The following is a 16,524-nucleotide window of genomic DNA, read 5'->3' on the forward strand; positions in this document are numbered from 1 at the left end:
TCAGTAGGCATCGGAGGCCCTCCGGCGGGCGAGTACGGCCTCGGCGAGCACGAGGTCCAACGGACGGGTGACCTTGAACGCCTCCTCGTGGCCGGGCACCACGACGACCGTGCCGCCGTAGCGCTCCACCAGTCCGGCGTCGTCGGTGACCGGCGGGGCGTCGGCGCCGCCGACGGACTCCTCGGCCAGCGCCTTGGCGTGCACCTCGACCAGGGCGGCCCGGTCGAAGCCCTGCGGAGTCTGCACCGCGCGCAGGGTGGCGCGCTCGGGCGTGTCGAGCACCGGCTCGGGGTGGCCCGGGTTCGGCTCGACCCGCTTCACGGTGTCGGCCAGCGGCACCGCTGGCACCACCGCCGGGGCCCCGGCCCGGACGGCGGCCGCGACGGCGTCCACCACCTCGACCGGGACGAGCGGGCGGGCCGCGTCGTGCACCAGGACGATCCCGACGTCCTCGGGGATCGCGGCCAGGCCCAGCCGGACCGACTCCTGGCGGGTCGCGCCGCCGGCCACCACCCGGATGTCCTTGCCGTCCAGTCCGTGGCTGTCCAGCAGGGCGACCACCTCGCCCACCCCGTCGGCGGGCGCGGCGACCACGACCAGGCCGACCGCCCGGCTGCGGGCGAGGGCCCGTACGGCGTGCACCAGGAGCGGCACGCCGCCCAGTTCCCGCAGGGCCTTCGGGGCGCCGGGCCCCAGCCGCTCACCGCGGCCGGCGGCGGGCACCACTGCTGCTGCGACTGCTGCTGACGCGTTCAGGTTTCACTCCTTCGGCGAAGTGGGTATGGCCATGGCGTGCCCGGCGGGCGCGGGGCCCCTTCCGAAGAACCACTGGTCCACTGCCCGCCGCACAACTGCGCAGAAACGGTCTTGCAGGCCTGGACCGGCTCGGGTGGGGGGCGTCGTCCGGACACACCTCAGCGCCCGGAGTGCCACTGCACCACTCCTGGACGGTTCGTCCTGGGAGCGGCACGCCGGCACCGGGCGCTGTGGGCGTGGGCGGCAGCCCGACCGCACTACGAGGCGAGCACCTCGTCGAGCAGCGTCTCCGCCTTGTCCTCGTTGGTGTTCTCCGCCAGCGCGAGCTCGCTGACGAGGATCTGGCGCGCCTTCGCGAGCATCCGCTTCTCGCCGGCCGAGAGGCCGCGCTCGCGCTCGCGACGCCAGAGGTCGCGCACGACCTCGGCGACCTTGATAACGTCGCCCGAGGCGAGCTTCTCCAGGTTCGCCTTGTAGCGACGGGACCAGTTGGTCGGCTCTTCGGTGTACGGTGCGCGGAGCACCTCGAAGACCCGGTCCAGACCCTCCTGGCCGACCACATCGCGCACGCCGACGAACTCCGCGTTCTCGGCGGGCACGCGGAGCGTCAGGTCTCCCTGCTGCACCTTGAGCACCAGGTAGGTCTTGTCCACACCTTTGATCTGGCGAATTTCGATGGCCTCGATCAGCGCGGCCCCGTGATGGGGGTAGACCACCGTGTCGCCAACCTTGAACGTCATGTGACAGGACCCCTTCCGTGGCTTTCCAGAATAACACGCTTTGCGGCGCACCCGAAGGACGTTTTCGCAGGTCAGGGCCGGTCTCGGGGCTTGACAAGGACCCCCATGACGTGCTGCGACCGATGTTCGAGAGGGGCTTCCCGCAGGTCGGAGGCGGTTCCGAGGTCCGGCGAAACCCTTGCGCAACACCCCCGCAACCATGGTTGGATCTTGAGCTTTCGCCCCTTTCCGGGTCGTGATCAGATCGTTATTCGATCTTGGTCGAAGCTTGTCCTGCTGGTGACCGGTTCATGCCATGGATACCGCCGTCCGGCCCCCGCGCGGCCCCCGGAGTGCGACACGGGGACCACCCCGTGAGGACGGCATAAGTGAGGTCGATAATCTGAGACCTGACCTGTCGACACTTGACCTAGGAGTTGCCGCCGCCGTGAGCCGCAGCCTTCGACGCGGCAGCATCGCCGCCATCGCCGCCATCGCCATCGCCTCGCTGTCCTCCTGTGCCGCGAACAACACGCCGGACACCCTGCAGATCAAGCCGGACAACGCGGCGGCGACCCTTGGGACCAACCTTCGACTGAACAACATCGTGGTCGTCACCGGGGTCGGCACCTCGGGTGACTACACGGGCCCCGCCAACGTGGTCGTGAACATCTCCAACACGGCCACCACCCCGGCCGAGCTGCAGTCGATCACCGTCGGCAGCGCCAGCGCCACCTTCGCGGACGCCGCAGGCGCCCCGCAGCCCACCATCGTGATCCCGGCCGGTGGCTCGGTGGCGATCGGCGGCCAGGGCAACCCGTCCGCCACCCTCGGCTCGGCCTCCGTCCACGTCGGCGGCTTCGCCCCCACCACCTTCGCCTTCAAGGACGGCCAGAAGGTCGAGGCCCAGGCCGGCGTCAGCCCGGACTCCGACAAGGGCCTGTACCAGGGCTACGGGCCGACCCCGTCGGCCGCGCCCACCAAGAGCGCCTCCCCGGCCGCCACCGCACCGGCCACGCCGACCGCCGGTGCCACCACCCCGGGCGCTCCGGCCACCCCGGCGACCGGTGCCACCACGCCGGCCACCACGGGTGCCCCGGTCGCGCCGGTCTCCGGCACCACCGCTCCGGCCGCCCACTGACGCTGCGCACCCCGCCTCCCGCCGGCCCCTCCCGGGTCGGCGCGGGGCTTCGTGCGTCCCGGTGACCGCTCCGCCGGTCGCGGCCGGTGCCGCACAACGCGAAGGCCCCCGCCGACTGTCGGCGGGGGCCTTCCGCGTCTTCGCGGGCCCGCGGTTTACGGCTCGAACTTGTAGCCCAGGCCGCGGACGGTGACCAGGTAGCGCGGCGCGCCCGGGTCGGGCTCGATCTTCGCCCGCAGGCGCTTCACGTGGACGTCCAGGGTCTTGGTGTCGCCGACGTAGTCCGCGCCCCAGACCCGGTCGATCAGCTGCATCCGGGTGAGCACCCGGCCCGCGTTGCGCAGCAGCATCTCCAGCAGGTCGAACTCCTTGAGCGGCAGGTCGACCTTGGCGCCGTCGACCGTCACCACGTGCCGGTCCACGTCCATCCGGACCGGGCCCGCCTCCAGGGCGCCCGGGCCGCCGCCGTTCTCGCCCGCGCCGCCGTCCTCGCCGCGGCGGCGCAGCACCGCGCGGATCCGGGCGACCAGCTCACGGGTGGAGTAGGGCTTGGTGACGTAGTCGTCAGCGCCTATCTCCAGGCCGACGACCTTGTCGATCTCGCTGTCCTTGGCGGTCACCATGATCACCGGGACGTTGGAACGCACCCGGAGCTGGCGGCAGACCTCGGTGCCCGGCAGGCCCGGCAGCATCAGGTCGAGCAGGACGAGGTCGGCGCCGTTGCGTTCGAACTGCTCCAGGGCGTCCGGGCCGGTCGCGGCGACGGCCACCTCGAAGCCCTCCTTGCGGAGCATGTACGAGAGGGCGTCGCTGAACGACTCCTCGTCCTCGACCACCAGTACTCGGGTCACGATCAGGCCTCCGGGGCAAGCTGGGTTGTCTTTGTCAGGGGTTGTTCCCGCTCCCCGGCGGGGAGCGAACGGGCCGCACGGTGGGTGCGGTCCGCGGTGAGGGTCCGGGGTGCCGTGGCGGGCCCGGCGGTGTCGGCACCGGGTTCGTCGCGGGGTTGGTCGGTGGGTCCGTCGCGGGGTTCGTCGGTGGTGGACCCGGCGCCGTCGAGGTCCGGGGCGGGGCCGTCGTCGAGGTCGTCGTCGACGTCACCGAGGTCGCCGTAGTCCTCGAAGTCGTCGCTGCCGTCGAGGTCGTCGTCGCCGTCGTCGGTGGGGGCCTGGCCGGCGGGCAGCCGGACGGTGAAGGTCGAGCCCTGCCCCTCCACGCTCCACACCGAGACGGTGCCGCCGTGCGAGGCGGCCACGTGCTTGACGATGGACAGGCCGAGGCCGGTGCCGCCGGTCTGCCGGGAGCGGGCCGGATCGACCCGGTAGAACCGCTCGAAGACCCGCTCGCGGTCCTTCTCTGAGATGCCGATGCCCTGGTCGGTCACCGAGATCTCGATCAGCTCGCCGTCCGCCTCGCCGAGCGCGGCGGCGCTGGAGATCCGGCGGGTGGCGATGGCCACCCGGGTGCGGGGCGGGCTGTAGTTGACGGCGTTCTCCACCAGGTTGCCGAGCGCCGCGGCGAGCTGGCCGCGGTTGCCGTGCAGGTAGAGCCCGGCGATGCCGCCGGCCGCGATCAGGATCTGCTTGGCGGCGGCCTGCTGGCGGCAGCGGTCGATCGCCTCGGCGATCAGCTCGTCCACCGCGACCGGCTCCGGGTCGACCATCAGCCGGTCGTCCTGGACCCGGGAGAGGTCGATGATCTCCTGCACCAGGCTGGCCAGGCGGGCCGCCTCGACCTGCATCCGGCCGGCGAAGCGCTGCACCGCCTCCGGGTCGTCGGACGCGTCGACGACCGCCTCGGACAGCAGCGACAGGGCGCCGACCGGGGTCTTCAGCTCATGGCTGACGTTGGCCACGAAGTCCCGGCGGACGGCCTCCACCCGGCGGCGCTCGGTCTGGTCCTCGACCAGCACCAGCACCAGCCGGGAGCCCAGCGGGGCGACCCGGACGGAGACCGCGAGCGGCTCCGCCGCGCGGGCCGCGCCCGGGCGGGGCACCTCCAGCTCGACCTGCCGGATCTCGCCGTCCCGGCGGGTGGCGCGGGCCAGCGCGAGCATCGGGTCCACGGCGACGGCACCGCCGCGCACCAGGCCCATCGCGTACGCCGCCGAGCTGGCCTTGACCACCTCGTCCCCCTCGCCCAGCACGATCGCGCAGGAGCGGAGCACCGAGAGCACGGTGTCCACCCCCGGCGGCAGCGGGGGCTCCGGGGTGCCGGTGCCCAGTGCCTGGTACCGGCCGTAGTGCTTTCCGCCCGTGTGCTTGCCCTTGGCCTGCTCGCGCTCGCTCCAGCGGAAGGCGATGGAGGCGGTGAGGCCGACGCCGAGCCCGGCTATGGCACAGGCGGCGGCAGCGGCCACATTCACGTCCATGTGGTCAGCGTAAGCGCACGGCCTGGCCACTCCCCAAGGGCTGAGTCAAGGCATCGGCCATGCGTTGCTGAGAATTCACCTTCACGTAGCTGCCGATTCACCGCACCGGCCGTGCGTCGTCGCCCGAACGGCACAGAGTTGGCCAGGCAGCCCGTGTGGGAGAGATCGCTGCGCCGAACAGCGGCCACGGTCTCGGGTGTGCGCGTACCATTCGCGCCACCAGCAGCGGTCGCCCGGACCCCGGAACGACGGTCGGACGGGCTGACCGGTCGGCACCGCCACCGACACAGCTACTGAGGAGAGAACATGCGCGACGCGTACCACGAGGAACTCGATGCGATCGGCGACGGCCTGGTCGAGATGGCCCGGCTGGTCGGCTCCGCCCTGGGCCGGGCCACCACCGCACTCCTCGACGCGGACCTGGCGCTGGCGGAGGGCGTGATCGCCGCCGACGAGAAGATCAACGATCTCCACCACGACCTCGAGAACCGCGCCATCGACCTGCTCGCCCGGCAGCAGCCCGTCGCCACCGACCTGCGCATCGTGGTCACCTCGCTGCGGATGAGCGCTGACCTGGAGCGCTGCGGGGACCTCGCCCGGCACGTCGCCAAGGTCGCGCGGATGCGCTACCCCGAGTCGGCGGTACCGGCCGACCTGCACTCCACCGTCCTGGAGATGGGCCAGCTCGCCCAGCGCCTGGTGGCCAAGGCGGGCCTGGTGATCGCGACCAAGGACGTCGACAAGGCCCTGGAGATGGAGCAGGACGACGACCGGATCGACGCCCTGCACCGCGAGCTGCTGTCGCACCTGATCGACGAGCGCTGGCACCACGGCATCGAGACCGCCGTCGACATCACCCTGGTCGGTCGCTACTACGAGCGCTTCGCGGACCACGCGGTGTCGATCGCCAAGCGCGTCGTCTACCTGGTCACCGGCGAGCACGTGGCCGAGTTCGTGGCCGCCGCCGAGGCCGCCACCGAGGCGGAGTGAGTCCCGCTCACCCCGGGGGTGAGTAAACCTATGGCGAGGGTGGTGCGGGTGCACGGTTTTCCGGGCGCCCCACCACTGCGCGCCTGTTGACGCTCCCTCCGAACGGCGGCTTCACTCGACGGTGGGGCACCGGAGTGTGCCCGTCACTAGGAGGGAAGAGCTCGATGAAGGCCAACCCGACCCGACCGGCACCCGCCCACACCACCGTCGAGCCGCCCGCCCCGAAGCTGTTGCCCGTCCTCGCGGCGGGCTGTGGCTGCGGCCCGGGCTGCGGCTGCGGCTGCCAGTCCGGAGCGCCCTGCCAGTGCGGCGGCGCCGACGGCGGCTGCTGCGGCGGCCACTGAGGCAGCCCGCCGCGAAGGACCCCGGAGGCGTCCCGGGGTGCACGCCCGTGCACCCCGGGACGCCTCGTCTCCTGGCCGCCCGGATCGTCAGAACAGGACGTCGGTGCAGGAGTAGAAGGCGTTGCCCGTGTCGGCGATGGTCCAGACCGCCACGACCACCTGGTGCCCGGTGCGCCCGCCGGGGACGGTCGCGGTGTGGCTGAGGGTGCTCGGCACCTGCTGCCCGCCGTACGGGACGGTCAGGAAGGGCGTCAGGTCGAGGCTGTCCCGGGTGATCGGCTGGGAGGCGTCGTAGCCGGGCTTGGTGAGGTAGTACTCGAAGTCGGTGGTCGCGTGCCGGGCGGTGAACTTCCAGGTGAAGGTGAGCTGTTGGCCTGCCGTCACCGGTGTGGTCGGCCAGGCGCCGCCGTGCGGGTCGTCCAGTTCGGCGAAGCGGGAGTTGCCGCCGGCGCAGATGGTGCCGTCCGAGGGCCCGGCCGCCGGGAAGCCCTTCGGGCCCTCGACGCTCTGCGGCTCCCACTGGATGTCGCCGCAGTCCCACGGGACGGCGCTCGCGTCCGCGTCGCAGAGCGCGGCCCGGCTGGGCGGGCCGGTGATGTAGCCGTGGGACTGGGCCGGGAAGGCCAGGGCGAGCGGGATCGCCAGCGCGGCGACGGCCGCCCCGACCAGATGACGTGTGCGCATGGTGCTCCTCCGTGGGGGTGGATGGAGAGTGCACCGGGGCGCAGACGCGCGCGCGTTGGGGGTGCGGCGGCCGGGACATGGAGGAACCCTTGGCATGCCTGCGCCAGCCCGGTGCCCCCACGGTAGGAGCCGGCGCGGGCGCCCGTCAATGGTCTGAACCATTTGGATCCGACCCCAACTGCCGCCCGGCACAAGCCGGTTGGGCGACGAAGGCCCCGCCCCCGGCGAAGCCGGGAGCGGGGCCTTCTCGGCAAGTGGCTTACTTCTTGCCCTGGTTCTTGACCGCCTCGATGGCGGCCGCGGCGGCGTCCGCGTCGAGGTAGCGGCCGCCCTTGGCGACCGGCTTGAAGTCGGCGTCCAGCTCGTAGACCAGCGGGATGCCGGTCGGGATGTTCAGGCCCGCGATGTCGGCGTCGGAGATGCCGTCGAGGTGCTTGACCAGCGCGCGCAGGCTGTTGCCGTGGGCGGTGACCAGGACGGTCTTGCCGGCGGCGAGGTCCGGGACGATGGCGTCGTACCAGTACGGGAGCATCCGCTCGACGACGTCCTTCAGGCACTCGGTGCGCGGACGCAGCTCGCTCGGGATGTCGGCGTAGCGGGCGTCACCGGCCTGCGAGTACTCGGCGTCGTCGGCCAGCACCGGCGGCGGGGTGTCGTAGGAGCGGCGCCACAGCTGGAACTGCTCCTCGCCGAACTCGGCCAGGGTCTGGGCCTTGTCCTTGCCCTGCAGCGCACCGTAGTGGCGCTCGTTCAGGCGCCAGCTGCGGCTGACCGGGATCCAGTGCCGGTCGGCCTTGTCCAGGGCGATCTGCGAGGTCCGGATGGCGCGGCGCAGCAGCGAGGTGTGCACCACGTCGGGGAACAGGCCCTCGGCGGCCAGGAGCTCGCCACCGCGGGCGGCCTCCTTCTCGCCCTTCTCGTTGAGGTCGACGTCGACCCAACCGGTGAACAGGTTCTTCTGGTTCCACTGGCTCTCGCCGTGACGGAGCAGGATGAGTCGGTACGTCGTGTCAGCCATGGCCCCCAGCTTAGTGGAGGGCCCGAAAACCCCTGGTGGGGACCTTGGACGGCTGTGTAATCTGTGCCGCGGCTATCTGCCACTTACACCCGTCGGCTGACCGGGCCTGCCCGCGCCGCTCAGCGGACGCCTGCCCTCGGGAGCCCCCACATGCTCGTCGCCCCAGCCGCGGACACCCGGTTCCGAAGAATGCTCCGCGAGACGGCGGGCGGGTTGCCGCGGGCGTTCTGGTGGCTCTGGGTCTCGACGCTGGTCAACCGGCTCGGCGCGTTCGTGGTCACCTTCCTGTCGCTCTACCTCACCAGCGACCGGGGGTACTCGGCTTCCTACGCGGGCCTGGTCGCCTCCCTGTTCGGGCTAGGCGCGGCGATCTCGTCGATCGTCGCCGGCATCCTGGCCGACCGGATCGGCCGTCGGCCGACCCTGGTCGCCGCCCAGCTCGGCACCGCCCTGTGCACCGCCGTGCTCGGCTTCACGGACGGCCAGGTGGCGATCGCCGTGGTGGCCTTCCTGGTCGGCTTCTGCAACAACGCCACCCGGCCGGCCATCTCGGCGATCATCGCGGACATCGTCCCGGCCGCCGACCGGGTCCGTGCCTACTCGCTGAACTTCTGGGCGATCAACCTGGGCTTCGGCCTCTCCTCGGCCGTCGCCGGCCTGATCGCCACCTACGGCTACCTCACGCTGTTCCTGTTGGACGCGGTCTCCACGCTGCTCTGCGCGGTGGTGATCTTCGTCAGGATCCCGGAGACCAAGCCCGACACCCCGGCGGCGCAGGCGGACGAACCGGCGGTCGGCCTCGGCACGGTGATCCGCGACAGCCGCTTCATGGCGGTGGTCGGGCTCACCCTGCTGCTCGCCCTGGTGATGCAGCAGTCCTCCACCACGCTCCCGGTGGCCATGGGCGAGCGGGGGATCACCTCCTCCCAGTACGGCATGGTCATCGGCCTGAACGGGCTGCTGATCGTGCTGCTGCAGATCCCGCTCACCCGGTGGGTCGAAGGCCGCAGTCGAACGGCGATGCTGGCGGCGGCCTCGCTGCTGATCGGCTGGGGCTTCGGGATGACGGCCCTGGCCGGGACGTCGGCGTGGTTCTACGCCGTCACCGTGGCGGTCTGGACGATCGGGGAGATCGGCTACACGCCGACGCTGATGGGTCTGGTCGCCGAGCTGTCCCCGACCCACGCGCGCGGCCGCTACCAGGGCGTCTACTCGCTCGCCTGGTCGCTCGCCCTGTTCCTCGGCCCGGCCGTCGGCGGTGTGGTGCTGGACGACGCCGGTGGCGGGGTGCTGTGGGGCGCGTGCGGGGTGTGCGGCACGGTCGCCGCGGTCGGATACGCGGTGCTGGGGAAGCGGTCCGGAGCCCCGGCCAGGGCGACCGGGACCGGAGGCGTGGCGGCCGTCGCGGTGGCGGAGGCCGAGACCACGACCGAGACGGCGCCCGACACGGCGGCCGAGAAGGCTCCGGCGGGCGCCTGAGCGGCCCGGCCGGGGGCGGTCGGAGTGAGTCGGAGTGAGTCCGGTCGGCGGGCGGGAGTCGGTCAGCCGGAGACCGGTCAGTCGGCGGTCGGGGCGGCCAGGTGGGCGAAGGCGGCCAGGTTGCGGGTGGACTCCCCGCGCTTGGTGCGCCACTCCCACTCGCGCCGGATCGCCGAGGCGAAGCCCAGCTCCAGCAGGGTGTTGAAGGGCTCGTCGGCGTTCTCCAGCACCGTGCCGAGCAGCCGGTCGACGGCGTCCGGGGTGAGCACCTCCAGCGGCAGCCGACCGGCCAGATAGACGTCGCCGAGCGCGTCCATCGCATAGGCGACGCCGTAGAGGCGGGTGTTGCGCTCCAGCAGCCAGCGGTAGACGGCCTCGTGGTTCTCGTCCGGGCGTCGGATCACGAAGGCGTTCACCGACAAGGTGTGGTCGCCGACCCGCAACGCGCAGGCGGTGCTCAGCTTGCGGGTGCCCGGGAGGGTCGCCACCAGGGTGTACGGGTCGGCGGCGGCCGGCTCCCAGGCCACCCCGGCGTCGTCCAGGGCGGTGCGCAGGAGGGTCAGGGCCTCGTCCTTGGTGCGGATTGCCATGGGGGTGACGTTACTCGGCGGTACCTCTCTCCGGCAGCCCGGGAGGACCCGCCGGGGCCGCTCAGGCCCGGCGGCGGGCCACCGCCAGCCGGCCGGCCGGGCGGGCCAGGCTGCCGGCGTACACCTCGGCGGTGGTCGCCGCGGCGGTGTCCCAGCCGAAGGCCGCCGCGTGCCGGGCCGCCGCCGCGCCGCGCCGGGCCACCAGCGCCGGGTCGGTGACGTACGGCTCCAGCGCGTGCGCCCACGCCATCGGGTCGTGGCCGTGCACCAGGGTGCCGGACTCGCCGTCCCGCACGGCGACCGGCAGGCCACCGACCGCGGCCGCCACCACCGGGGTGCCGCAGGCCTGGGCCTCCAGCGCGACCAGGCCGAAGGACTCGCTGTACGAGGGCATCACCAGGGCCGTCGCCGCGCGGTACCAGTCCGCCAGCCGGGCCTGGCCGACCGGGGGGTGGAAGCGCACCACATCGCCGATGCCCAGCTGGGCGGCCAGCTTGTGCAGGCTCTCCGGGCGGGCCAGCCCGGTGCCCGACGGCCCGCCGACCACCGGCACAACCAGCCGCTCGCGCAGCTCCGGACGGCGCCCCAGCAGCGCGGCGACCGCCCGCAGCAGCACGTCCGGCGCCTTCAGCGGCTGGATCCGTCCGGCGAACAGCAGCACTGCGGCGTCCTGCGGCAGGCCCAGCCGGGCCCGGGCGTCGGCCCCGGCCCGCGGGCCGCCGGGGCGGAAGACGTCCAGGTTGACCCCGGGGTGGACGACGGCCAGCTGGTCCGGCCGGGCGGAGTAGTGCAGCGCCAGCTCGGCGGCCTCCTCGGTGGTGTTGGCGATCAGCCGGTCGGCCGCCTCGACCACCTGGGTCTCGCCGATCACCCGGGCCGCGGGCTCGGGCGTGTCGCCCTCGGCCAGCGCGGCGTTCTTGACCTTCGCCATGGTGTGCATGGTGTGCACCAGCGGCACCCCCCAGCGCTGCGCGGCCAGCCAGCCGACCTGCCCGGAGAGCCAGTAGTGCGAGTGCACCAGGTCGTAGTGGCCGGGGCGGTGACCCGCCTCCGTCCGCAGCACCCCGTGGGTGAAGGCGCACAGCTGGGCCGGCAGGTCCTCCTTGATCAGACCCTCGTACGGCCCGGCGGTGACGTGCCGGACCAGCACGCCCGGGGCCAGCTCGACGGTCGGCGCGTCGTCCGAGCAGATCGCCCGGGTGAACACCTCGACCTCGATGTTGAGCTCGGCCAGGCGCTTCGCCAGCTCGACGATGTAGACGTTCATCCCGCCGGCGTCCCCGGTACCGGGCTGGTGCAGCGGCGAGGTGTGCACGCTGAGCATGGCTATCCGGCGCGGGCGCCGACGGCCCGGGACCAGCGACTGCAGCCGGCCGCGCGCGGGCGCGGCGGACTGGGCACGGCGTACCGAACGGACGGGGTGCTGGATCACCTGGCTGAAGCCTCCTCGTGTGCGGCCCGTCTCGGCGGTCCGCGCGAACGGGCCACCGCATGTCCGGTGTGCGCTGCCCCGTCCCGGGCACACATCACCACCAGTGTGCCAACCACCTCGCGGTCGTCCGGCATTCCCGGTCCCGGCGACTGGTCGGCCGGGGCGGCATCCGCGCAGGTCAGCGCGGTGGCCGACCGGCCCTGCGGGCGCCGACTACCCTTCTGGGCATGGCTGCCTCCTTCGACCCCGCGACCGCCGCGCCCGCCCGCGGACGGACCGGACGGCCGGTCGGGACGGTCACCCGGGGCACCACCAACACCAACCGGCTGCGCCGGATGGACCGCTGGATCGCCCACACCATGGGCCGGACGCTGCGTGCCGCCGAGCGGCCGCCGGTGGCGGTCGACCTCGGCTACGGCGCGGCGCCGTGGACGGCGGTGGAACTGGCCGGACGGCTGCGCACGGTGCGGCCCGACGTCCGGGTGGTCGGGATCGAGATCGAGCCGGAGCGGGTCACGGCCGCGCTGCCCTACGCCGAGCCGCCGCTGCTCACCTTCCGGCGCGGCGGCTTCGAGGTGCCGCTGGACGGCGGCGGGCCGGCCCAGCTGATCCGGGCGGCCAACGTGCTGCGGCAGTACGACGAGTCGGCGGTGGCCGGGGTGTGGGAGCGGCTGTGCGCCCGGCTCGCGCCGGACGGGCTGCTGGTCGAGGGCACCTGCGACGAGATCGGGCGGCGGCACGTCTGGGTCGCGCTGGGGCCGGAGGGGCCCCGGACGGTGACCTTCGCGGCCCGGCTGGGCGGCCTGGTCCAGCCCTCCGACCTGGCCGAACGGCTACCGAAGGCACTGATCCACCACAACGTGCCGGGGCGTCCGGTGCACGCCTTCCTGACCGACTTCGACCGGGCCTGGGCGGCGGCCGCGCCGTACGGGGCGTTCGGGGCGCGACAGCGCTGGGTGGCGGCCTGCACCGCGCTGGCGGGCAGCTGGCCGCTGGTGGACGCGCGCGGGCGGTGGTGGCAGGGCGAGGTCACCCTGCCCTGGACGGCGCTCGCGCCGTAGCGGGCGACTCAGGGCCGGGCCGTAGCGGCTGGCCCAGGGCCGTGGCGGGCGGCCCAGGGCCGTGGCGGGGCGGCCCAGGGCCGGGCCGTCGAGCGGCTGCGGCCCGGGTGAGCGGACGCGCCGCCGCACCGCCGTAGCGGACCGGGTCGACCGGGACATCGGCCCTGGCCGGAGCGGCGGAGCACCGTAAGATCATCTCCGCTCGGGGGGTGCTCGAATGGTCGAGGACCGGCTGTGTGCGTGGGGGTCCAGGGATGACGACGGGCGGGCGGAACAACAAGGCGATCATCGCGGTGGGGGCCACGATCGTGTTGGCCTGTGGCGCCATGGCCGGGATGGTGGCACTGGGCGCCTTCACGCCCGATCGGGTGAACGCCACGTGCTCGCCCGCCGGAACGGACGACCCGAAGGACTACGCGGCGTTCTGCGCCGCGCTCAACCGCCCTGACCTGCCGACGCTGCTCGGCACTCCGGACGACCGGGTCTCGACCGCCGGACCGGGCCTCTTCAGGGAGGAGGGGAAGCAGGCCAGGGCGGAGGTGCGCCTCCAGGACACCGTCGTCAGCCTCGCGGAGAGCCCCGTCTCGGCCTGGTCGATGCGTGACGGGACGTGGCCCGGCGCCACCCCGGTCACCGTCCTCGGCCACCCTGCGGCGACCAGCAAGGGTCAGACGATCACGCTGTTCGACCCGAACCGGAGGAGCAACCAGGACAGCCCGACCTCGCGGAAGCTCGTCATCGCCGAGGACCCCAAGGACCCGGGCGGCCGGGCCATCGAGGTCACGGCCTTCCGCCCGGACGGCAAGCAGGTCGAGGACGCGGTCGTGCAGCGGGTCGCCGAGGCCGTGATCCCGAACCTCCCGGGCTGGGTCGCGGTCCCGTAGGACCGCACGTCGTCCGGTCGGACGGGCGGCGCGGGCCTTCCCTTCGACTTTCACTCGAACGAGTTATCGAATATCTCTGGCGCGTTGACGCCTCGTCACGCCACGATGGACCCACCGGGCGGCGACACCACACGCCGCCCGGCGCTCACCCTGCCCGGCCCCACGGCCGGGCATCAACCCTCCGGCCCGAGCAGCTCCTCCCGGGCCCGTTCGAACACCCCGTACATCTCCGCCCCGAACAGCACGAACCGCACCTCCGCCAGCTCCGCACCCGCCAGCGCGTCACCGCCGCCCAGCACCTCGGCGACGGCGCCCAGCGCGATCCGGGCCGCGTCCGCCGGCGGCCAGCCGAAGATCCCGGCCGACACCGCCGGGAAGGCCACCGTGCGCGCGCCCAACCCGGCCGCCGTGCACAGCGACTCGCGATAGCAGGAGGCCAGCAGCCCAGCCCGCTCCTCGTACTCCTCCGCCAGGTACACCGGCCCGACGGTGTGCACCACCCAGCGGGCCGGCAGCCGGCCCGCCGTGGTCGCCACCGCCCGCCCGGTGGGCAGCCCCTTGCCCCAGTGCGACGCCCGCAGCCGGCGGCACTCCTCCAGGATCTGCGGCCCGCCCTTGCGGTGGATCGCGCCGTCCACCCCGCCACCGCCCAGCAGGGACGAGTTGGCGGCGTTCACCACCGCGTCCACCCGCTGTTCCGTGATGTCACCCTCGACCAGGGTGATCCGCGTCACCATCACCTGCCCCCTTCCCCGGGCCCGCCCGACAGCCGCCGGACCGGGATCCGAGCCATTGTCCGAATCCGATCATCACGCCGCTACCGGCGTGGCAATAGCCACAACGGCGCCGGTCGGCCAGAGAAATCCCCGGAGATCACGTTATGGTCGCGAGAAGTTCCCCGAGGCGCGGTGCCAGGCGGGCACTGCGAACGGACGCCGACCGTTACGCAGTCGGGGAAAGGGAGGAACTACCGATGCCCGCAACGGGAGACGGGCGGGCACCTGGTGCCGCGGACCTGCCGGGCGCCCACGACGGCGCCCCCGTCGGCCATGCCCGTACCCGCCAGGCGACCACCGGTCCGGCCACGGCCACTCCCCCGATACCCCACCCCCGCTCGCAGCCGCTCCGGACCGCGCACGGCACCCGCCACCCCTCCCGCCCCGCCGGGACGGCGCCCACCCCGGCGGCCCCGGACGGTCCCGTCGACGGCAGCGCCGCGCCACTGCGGCTACTGGTCATCGAGGACGACGCCTCGGACGCCCAACTGATCAAGGCAGCGGTCGCCGACAGCGGCACCTCGATCGAGATCCACTGGGCCCGCGGCCTCGCACAGGCCACCCAACTACTCGCCCAGTCCTCCCCCGCCGCCCGGCGCGGACGCAACCGCGGCGGCGAGTTCGGCTGCGTGCTGCTCGACCTCGCCTCCCCCGCCGCCCGGGCCGGCGGGGCCTCGGACGGTCTGGAAGGCCTGCACGAACTGCTCCGCCGCGCCCCGCACCTGCCGGTGGTGGTGCTCACCGACGCCGCCGGGGCCGAACTCGGCGCCGCCGCCGTCGCCGCGGGCGCCCAGGACTTCCTGCTCAAGCACGAGACGGACGGCCCGCTGCTGGCCCGCGCCCTGCGCTACGCCGTCGAACGCAAGCGCGCCGACGAATCCCAACGCCGCCTGGTCGAGGCCGAGTTGCGCGGCCAGGAGAACGCCCGGCTACAGCGCCACCTGCTCCCCACCCCGCTGCTGGACGGCGCCGGCCTCTCCTTCACCCGGCGCTACCGGCCGGGCCGCCGCCGCGCCCTGCTCGGCGGCGACTTCTACGACGCCGTGCGCACCGACGACGGCACCGTCCACGTCGTGATCGGCGACGTCTGCGGCCACGGCCCGGACGAGGCCGCGCTCGGGGTCGCCCTCCGGATAGCGTGGCGCACCCTGGTCTTCGCCGGCCTCACCGGCGAGGCCCTGCTCACCACCCTCCAGCACGTGCTGGAGCACGAACGGCGCAGCGACGAGATCTTCGCGACGCTCTGCATGCTCGTCATCGAGCCCAGCGGCAGCCGGAGCAGCGAGCCTGACGGAAGCCGGAGCAGCGGGCCCGGCGTCGGCCCGAGCATCGAACCCGGCGCGCTCGGCAGCCGCGAACGGGCCCGCCTCTACCTCGCCGGACACCCGGCGCCGATGCTGCTCGGCCGCGACCATGCCCCGGCCAGCCTGCCCGCCGACCTCGCCGGGCCCGCGCTCGGCCTGCTGCCGTGCCACGACGGGGCGGCCGCCTGGCCCGCCCAAGAGCTCGAACTCCAGCCCGGCTGGAGGCTGTTGCTCTACACCGACGGGCTGATCGAGGGCCGGGTCGGGGCCGGGTCTCGTCGCCTCGGCCAGGACGGGCTCGCCGACCTGATCGCCGACCACCAGGCCGCCGGGCTCACCCGGGGGCGGCTGGTCGACAGCGCGATCGCCGAGGTCGAGGAGCTGAACGGCGGGGCGCTCACCGACGACGTCGCGGTGCTGCTGCTGGAACGGAATCCGGAGCAGCTGATCCTGGGCTGAGGCGGACAGACCGCAGCCCGGGTGGGGTGAACTCCCCTCCCGGGCTGCGGTGCTCCACTCGGTTCACCAGGGGCCGTACGGGCCGGTGTTGCTCCGGCCGCCGTGGCCGGTGCCGCCGGTCAGGGCCCGGATCGCGGGGCGGACGTCCACCACGTAGACGATCGACGCCACCAGGCCGGCCAGGGTGCCGATGCTGCCGAGGAAGTTCGCCCCGAACAGCAGGTCCCAGCCGAAGCTGATGCCCAGGACGGCCAGCCAGAAGCCCTTGGTCTTCTTGTCCGCCGCCCGGTAGGCGTCCTCCCGGCGGGTGGCCGCGTCGACCAGCGCGAAGAACTTGTAGCCGAGGATGGCCACGGCCATCCACCAGAACGGGTTCAGGTAGGAAAAGGCCAGGATCTGGAACACTCCGGTCATCGCGATCTCCTACGTCTCTCGGCTTGCTGCGCCCCGGCCGCCGCCCATCCTGGCACGGCGGCCGCCCGCAAGGGGTGAACGTCCCGCCGCCGGTGGATGTGC

General features: G+C 73.5%; 17 protein-coding genes. 7 read left to right on the top strand and 10 right to left on the bottom strand.

All coding sequences use genetic code 11. The features are described 5' to 3' along the window. Both ispD and ACZ7BZ_RS19835 read right to left on the bottom strand, forming a co-directional pair. Positions 1 to 756 carry a 2-C-methyl-D-erythritol 4-phosphate cytidylyltransferase gene (ispD, locus tag ACZ7BZ_RS19830; protein WP_470359512.1) on the bottom strand — a complete coding sequence of 252 codons (756 nt, stop codon included), beginning with the start codon at positions 754 to 756 and terminating at the stop codon, positions 1 to 3. Between the two features lie 257 nt (positions 757 to 1,013). Beyond that, positions 1,014 to 1,496 (bottom strand): CarD family transcriptional regulator, encoded by a 483-nt coding sequence (locus ACZ7BZ_RS19835; RefSeq protein ID WP_030244332.1) that lies wholly within the window; start codon positions 1,494 to 1,496, stop codon positions 1,014 to 1,016. Positions 1,497 to 1,923: 427 nt separating this feature from the next. Between ACZ7BZ_RS19835 and ACZ7BZ_RS19840 the strand changes: the two genes are divergently transcribed. Further along, positions 1,924 to 2,616 (top strand): DUF461 domain-containing protein, encoded by a 693-nt coding sequence (locus ACZ7BZ_RS19840; RefSeq protein WP_470359387.1) that lies wholly within the window; start codon positions 1,924 to 1,926, stop codon positions 2,614 to 2,616. Between the two features lie 155 nt (positions 2,617 to 2,771). Here ACZ7BZ_RS19840 and phoP read toward each other — a convergent pair whose 3' ends face one another. Together phoP and ACZ7BZ_RS19850 are read right to left on the bottom strand one after the other, a co-directional pair. Beyond that, positions 2,772 to 3,467 (bottom strand): two-component system response regulator PhoP, encoded by a 696-nt coding sequence (gene phoP / locus ACZ7BZ_RS19845; protein ID WP_030061050.1) that lies wholly within the window; start codon positions 3,465 to 3,467, stop codon positions 2,772 to 2,774. Between the two features lie 2 nt (positions 3,468 to 3,469). Beyond that, positions 3,470 to 4,987: a sensor histidine kinase gene (locus tag ACZ7BZ_RS19850; protein WP_470359388.1), complete on the bottom strand. Its 1,518-nt coding sequence runs from the start codon at positions 4,985 to 4,987 to the stop codon at positions 3,470 to 3,472. Positions 4,988 to 5,293: 306 nt separating this feature from the next. On the opposite strand from ACZ7BZ_RS19850, the gene phoU reads away from it, so the two are divergent. Further along, positions 5,294 to 5,977: a phosphate signaling complex protein PhoU gene (phoU, locus tag ACZ7BZ_RS19855; RefSeq protein WP_470359389.1), complete on the top strand. Its 684-nt coding sequence runs from the start codon at positions 5,294 to 5,296 to the stop codon at positions 5,975 to 5,977. Positions 5,978 to 6,141: 164 nt separating this feature from the next. After that, complete coding sequence (locus ACZ7BZ_RS19860) at positions 6,142 to 6,321, top strand: hypothetical protein (RefSeq protein ID WP_380461258.1); 180 nt, start codon at positions 6,142 to 6,144, stop codon at positions 6,319 to 6,321. An 87-nt stretch (positions 6,322 to 6,408) separates the two neighbouring features. Here ACZ7BZ_RS19860 and ACZ7BZ_RS19865 read toward each other — a convergent pair whose 3' ends face one another. After that, positions 6,409 to 7,005 (bottom strand): lytic polysaccharide monooxygenase, encoded by a 597-nt coding sequence (locus ACZ7BZ_RS19865; protein WP_470359390.1) that lies wholly within the window; start codon positions 7,003 to 7,005, stop codon positions 6,409 to 6,411. A 259-nt stretch (positions 7,006 to 7,264) separates the two neighbouring features. Next, a complete protein-coding gene (locus ACZ7BZ_RS19870) occupies positions 7,265 to 8,023 on the bottom strand; it encodes a phosphoglyceromutase (protein WP_470359391.1) in 759 nt (252 codons plus the stop codon). A 150-nt stretch (positions 8,024 to 8,173) separates the two neighbouring features. Between ACZ7BZ_RS19870 and ACZ7BZ_RS19875 the strand changes: the two genes are divergently transcribed. Then, the gene (locus tag ACZ7BZ_RS19875) at positions 8,174 to 9,502 is read left to right on the top strand and encodes an MDR family MFS transporter (RefSeq protein ID WP_470359392.1); all 1,329 of its coding nucleotides are present in this window, start codon (positions 8,174 to 8,176) and stop codon (positions 9,500 to 9,502) included. A 77-nt stretch (positions 9,503 to 9,579) separates the two neighbouring features. Here the strand turns inward: ACZ7BZ_RS19875 and ACZ7BZ_RS19880 are convergent, their stop codons facing one another. Both ACZ7BZ_RS19880 and mshA read right to left on the bottom strand, forming a co-directional pair. Next, a complete protein-coding gene (locus tag ACZ7BZ_RS19880; RefSeq protein ID WP_470359393.1) occupies positions 9,580 to 10,092 on the bottom strand; it encodes a type III secretion system chaperone family protein in 513 nt (170 codons plus the stop codon). A 61-nt stretch (positions 10,093 to 10,153) separates the two neighbouring features. Further along, on the bottom strand, positions 10,154 to 11,524 hold the full coding sequence (gene mshA / locus ACZ7BZ_RS19885) for a D-inositol-3-phosphate glycosyltransferase (RefSeq protein WP_380462446.1): 1,371 nt from the start codon (positions 11,522 to 11,524) through the stop codon (positions 10,154 to 10,156). Positions 11,525 to 11,751: 227 nt separating this feature from the next. On the opposite strand from mshA, the gene ACZ7BZ_RS19890 reads away from it, so the two are divergent. Continuing rightward, positions 11,752 to 12,585 (top strand): methyltransferase domain-containing protein, encoded by an 834-nt coding sequence (locus ACZ7BZ_RS19890; protein ID WP_470359394.1) that lies wholly within the window; start codon positions 11,752 to 11,754, stop codon positions 12,583 to 12,585. Positions 12,586 to 12,839: 254 nt separating this feature from the next. Further along, on the top strand, positions 12,840 to 13,469 hold the full coding sequence (locus ACZ7BZ_RS19895) for a DUF6215 domain-containing protein (protein WP_470359395.1): 630 nt from the start codon (positions 12,840 to 12,842) through the stop codon (positions 13,467 to 13,469). A gap of 173 nt (positions 13,470 to 13,642) precedes the next feature. Here ACZ7BZ_RS19895 and ACZ7BZ_RS19900 read toward each other — a convergent pair whose 3' ends face one another. Next, positions 13,643 to 14,206, bottom strand: a complete 564-nt coding sequence (locus tag ACZ7BZ_RS19900) for an O-acetyl-ADP-ribose deacetylase (RefSeq protein ID WP_380462443.1) — start codon at positions 14,204 to 14,206, stop codon at positions 13,643 to 13,645. 236 nt (positions 14,207 to 14,442) lie between these two features. Between ACZ7BZ_RS19900 and ACZ7BZ_RS19905 the strand changes: the two genes are divergently transcribed. After that, positions 14,443 to 16,008, top strand: a complete 1,566-nt coding sequence (locus ACZ7BZ_RS19905; RefSeq protein WP_470359396.1) for a PP2C family protein-serine/threonine phosphatase — start codon at positions 14,443 to 14,445, stop codon at positions 16,006 to 16,008. A 63-nt stretch (positions 16,009 to 16,071) separates the two neighbouring features. On the opposite strand, the gene ACZ7BZ_RS19910 is transcribed toward ACZ7BZ_RS19905, so the two are convergent. After that, positions 16,072 to 16,422 (bottom strand): DUF2516 family protein, encoded by a 351-nt coding sequence (locus tag ACZ7BZ_RS19910; RefSeq protein ID WP_465739520.1) that lies wholly within the window; start codon positions 16,420 to 16,422, stop codon positions 16,072 to 16,074. Between the last annotated feature and the right edge of the window lie 102 nt (positions 16,423 to 16,524).

This window comes from Kitasatospora sp. NPDC036934, from assembly GCF_055608425.1.

Coding starts and splice junctions, on each gene's coding strand:
- ACZ7BZ_RS19875 (WP_470359392.1), top strand. CDS start 8,174: ATGCTCGTCGCCCCAGCCGCGGACACCCGGTTCCGAAGAATGCTCCGC.
- ACZ7BZ_RS19850 (WP_470359388.1), bottom strand. CDS start 4,987: ATGGACGTGAATGTGGCCGCTGCCGCCGCCTGTGCCATAGCCGGGCTC.
- ACZ7BZ_RS19910 (WP_465739520.1), bottom strand. CDS start 16,422: ATGACCGGAGTGTTCCAGATCCTGGCCTTTTCCTACCTGAACCCGTTC.
- ACZ7BZ_RS19870 (WP_470359391.1), bottom strand. CDS start 8,023: ATGGCTGACACGACGTACCGACTCATCCTGCTCCGTCACGGCGAGAGC.
- ACZ7BZ_RS19860 (WP_380461258.1), top strand. CDS start 6,142: ATGAAGGCCAACCCGACCCGACCGGCACCCGCCCACACCACCGTCGAG.
- ACZ7BZ_RS19900 (WP_380462443.1), bottom strand. CDS start 14,206: ATGGTGACGCGGATCACCCTGGTCGAGGGTGACATCACGGAACAGCGG.
- ACZ7BZ_RS19895 (WP_470359395.1), top strand. CDS start 12,840: ATGACGACGGGCGGGCGGAACAACAAGGCGATCATCGCGGTGGGGGCC.
- phoU (WP_470359389.1), top strand. CDS start 5,294: ATGCGCGACGCGTACCACGAGGAACTCGATGCGATCGGCGACGGCCTG.
- ACZ7BZ_RS19835 (WP_030244332.1), bottom strand. CDS start 1,496: ATGACGTTCAAGGTTGGCGACACGGTGGTCTACCCCCATCACGGGGCC.
- ACZ7BZ_RS19905 (WP_470359396.1), top strand. CDS start 14,443: ATGCCCGCAACGGGAGACGGGCGGGCACCTGGTGCCGCGGACCTGCCG.
- ACZ7BZ_RS19865 (WP_470359390.1), bottom strand. CDS start 7,005: ATGCGCACACGTCATCTGGTCGGGGCGGCCGTCGCCGCGCTGGCGATC.
- ACZ7BZ_RS19890 (WP_470359394.1), top strand. CDS start 11,752: ATGGCTGCCTCCTTCGACCCCGCGACCGCCGCGCCCGCCCGCGGACGG.
- ACZ7BZ_RS19880 (WP_470359393.1), bottom strand. CDS start 10,092: ATGGCAATCCGCACCAAGGACGAGGCCCTGACCCTCCTGCGCACCGCC.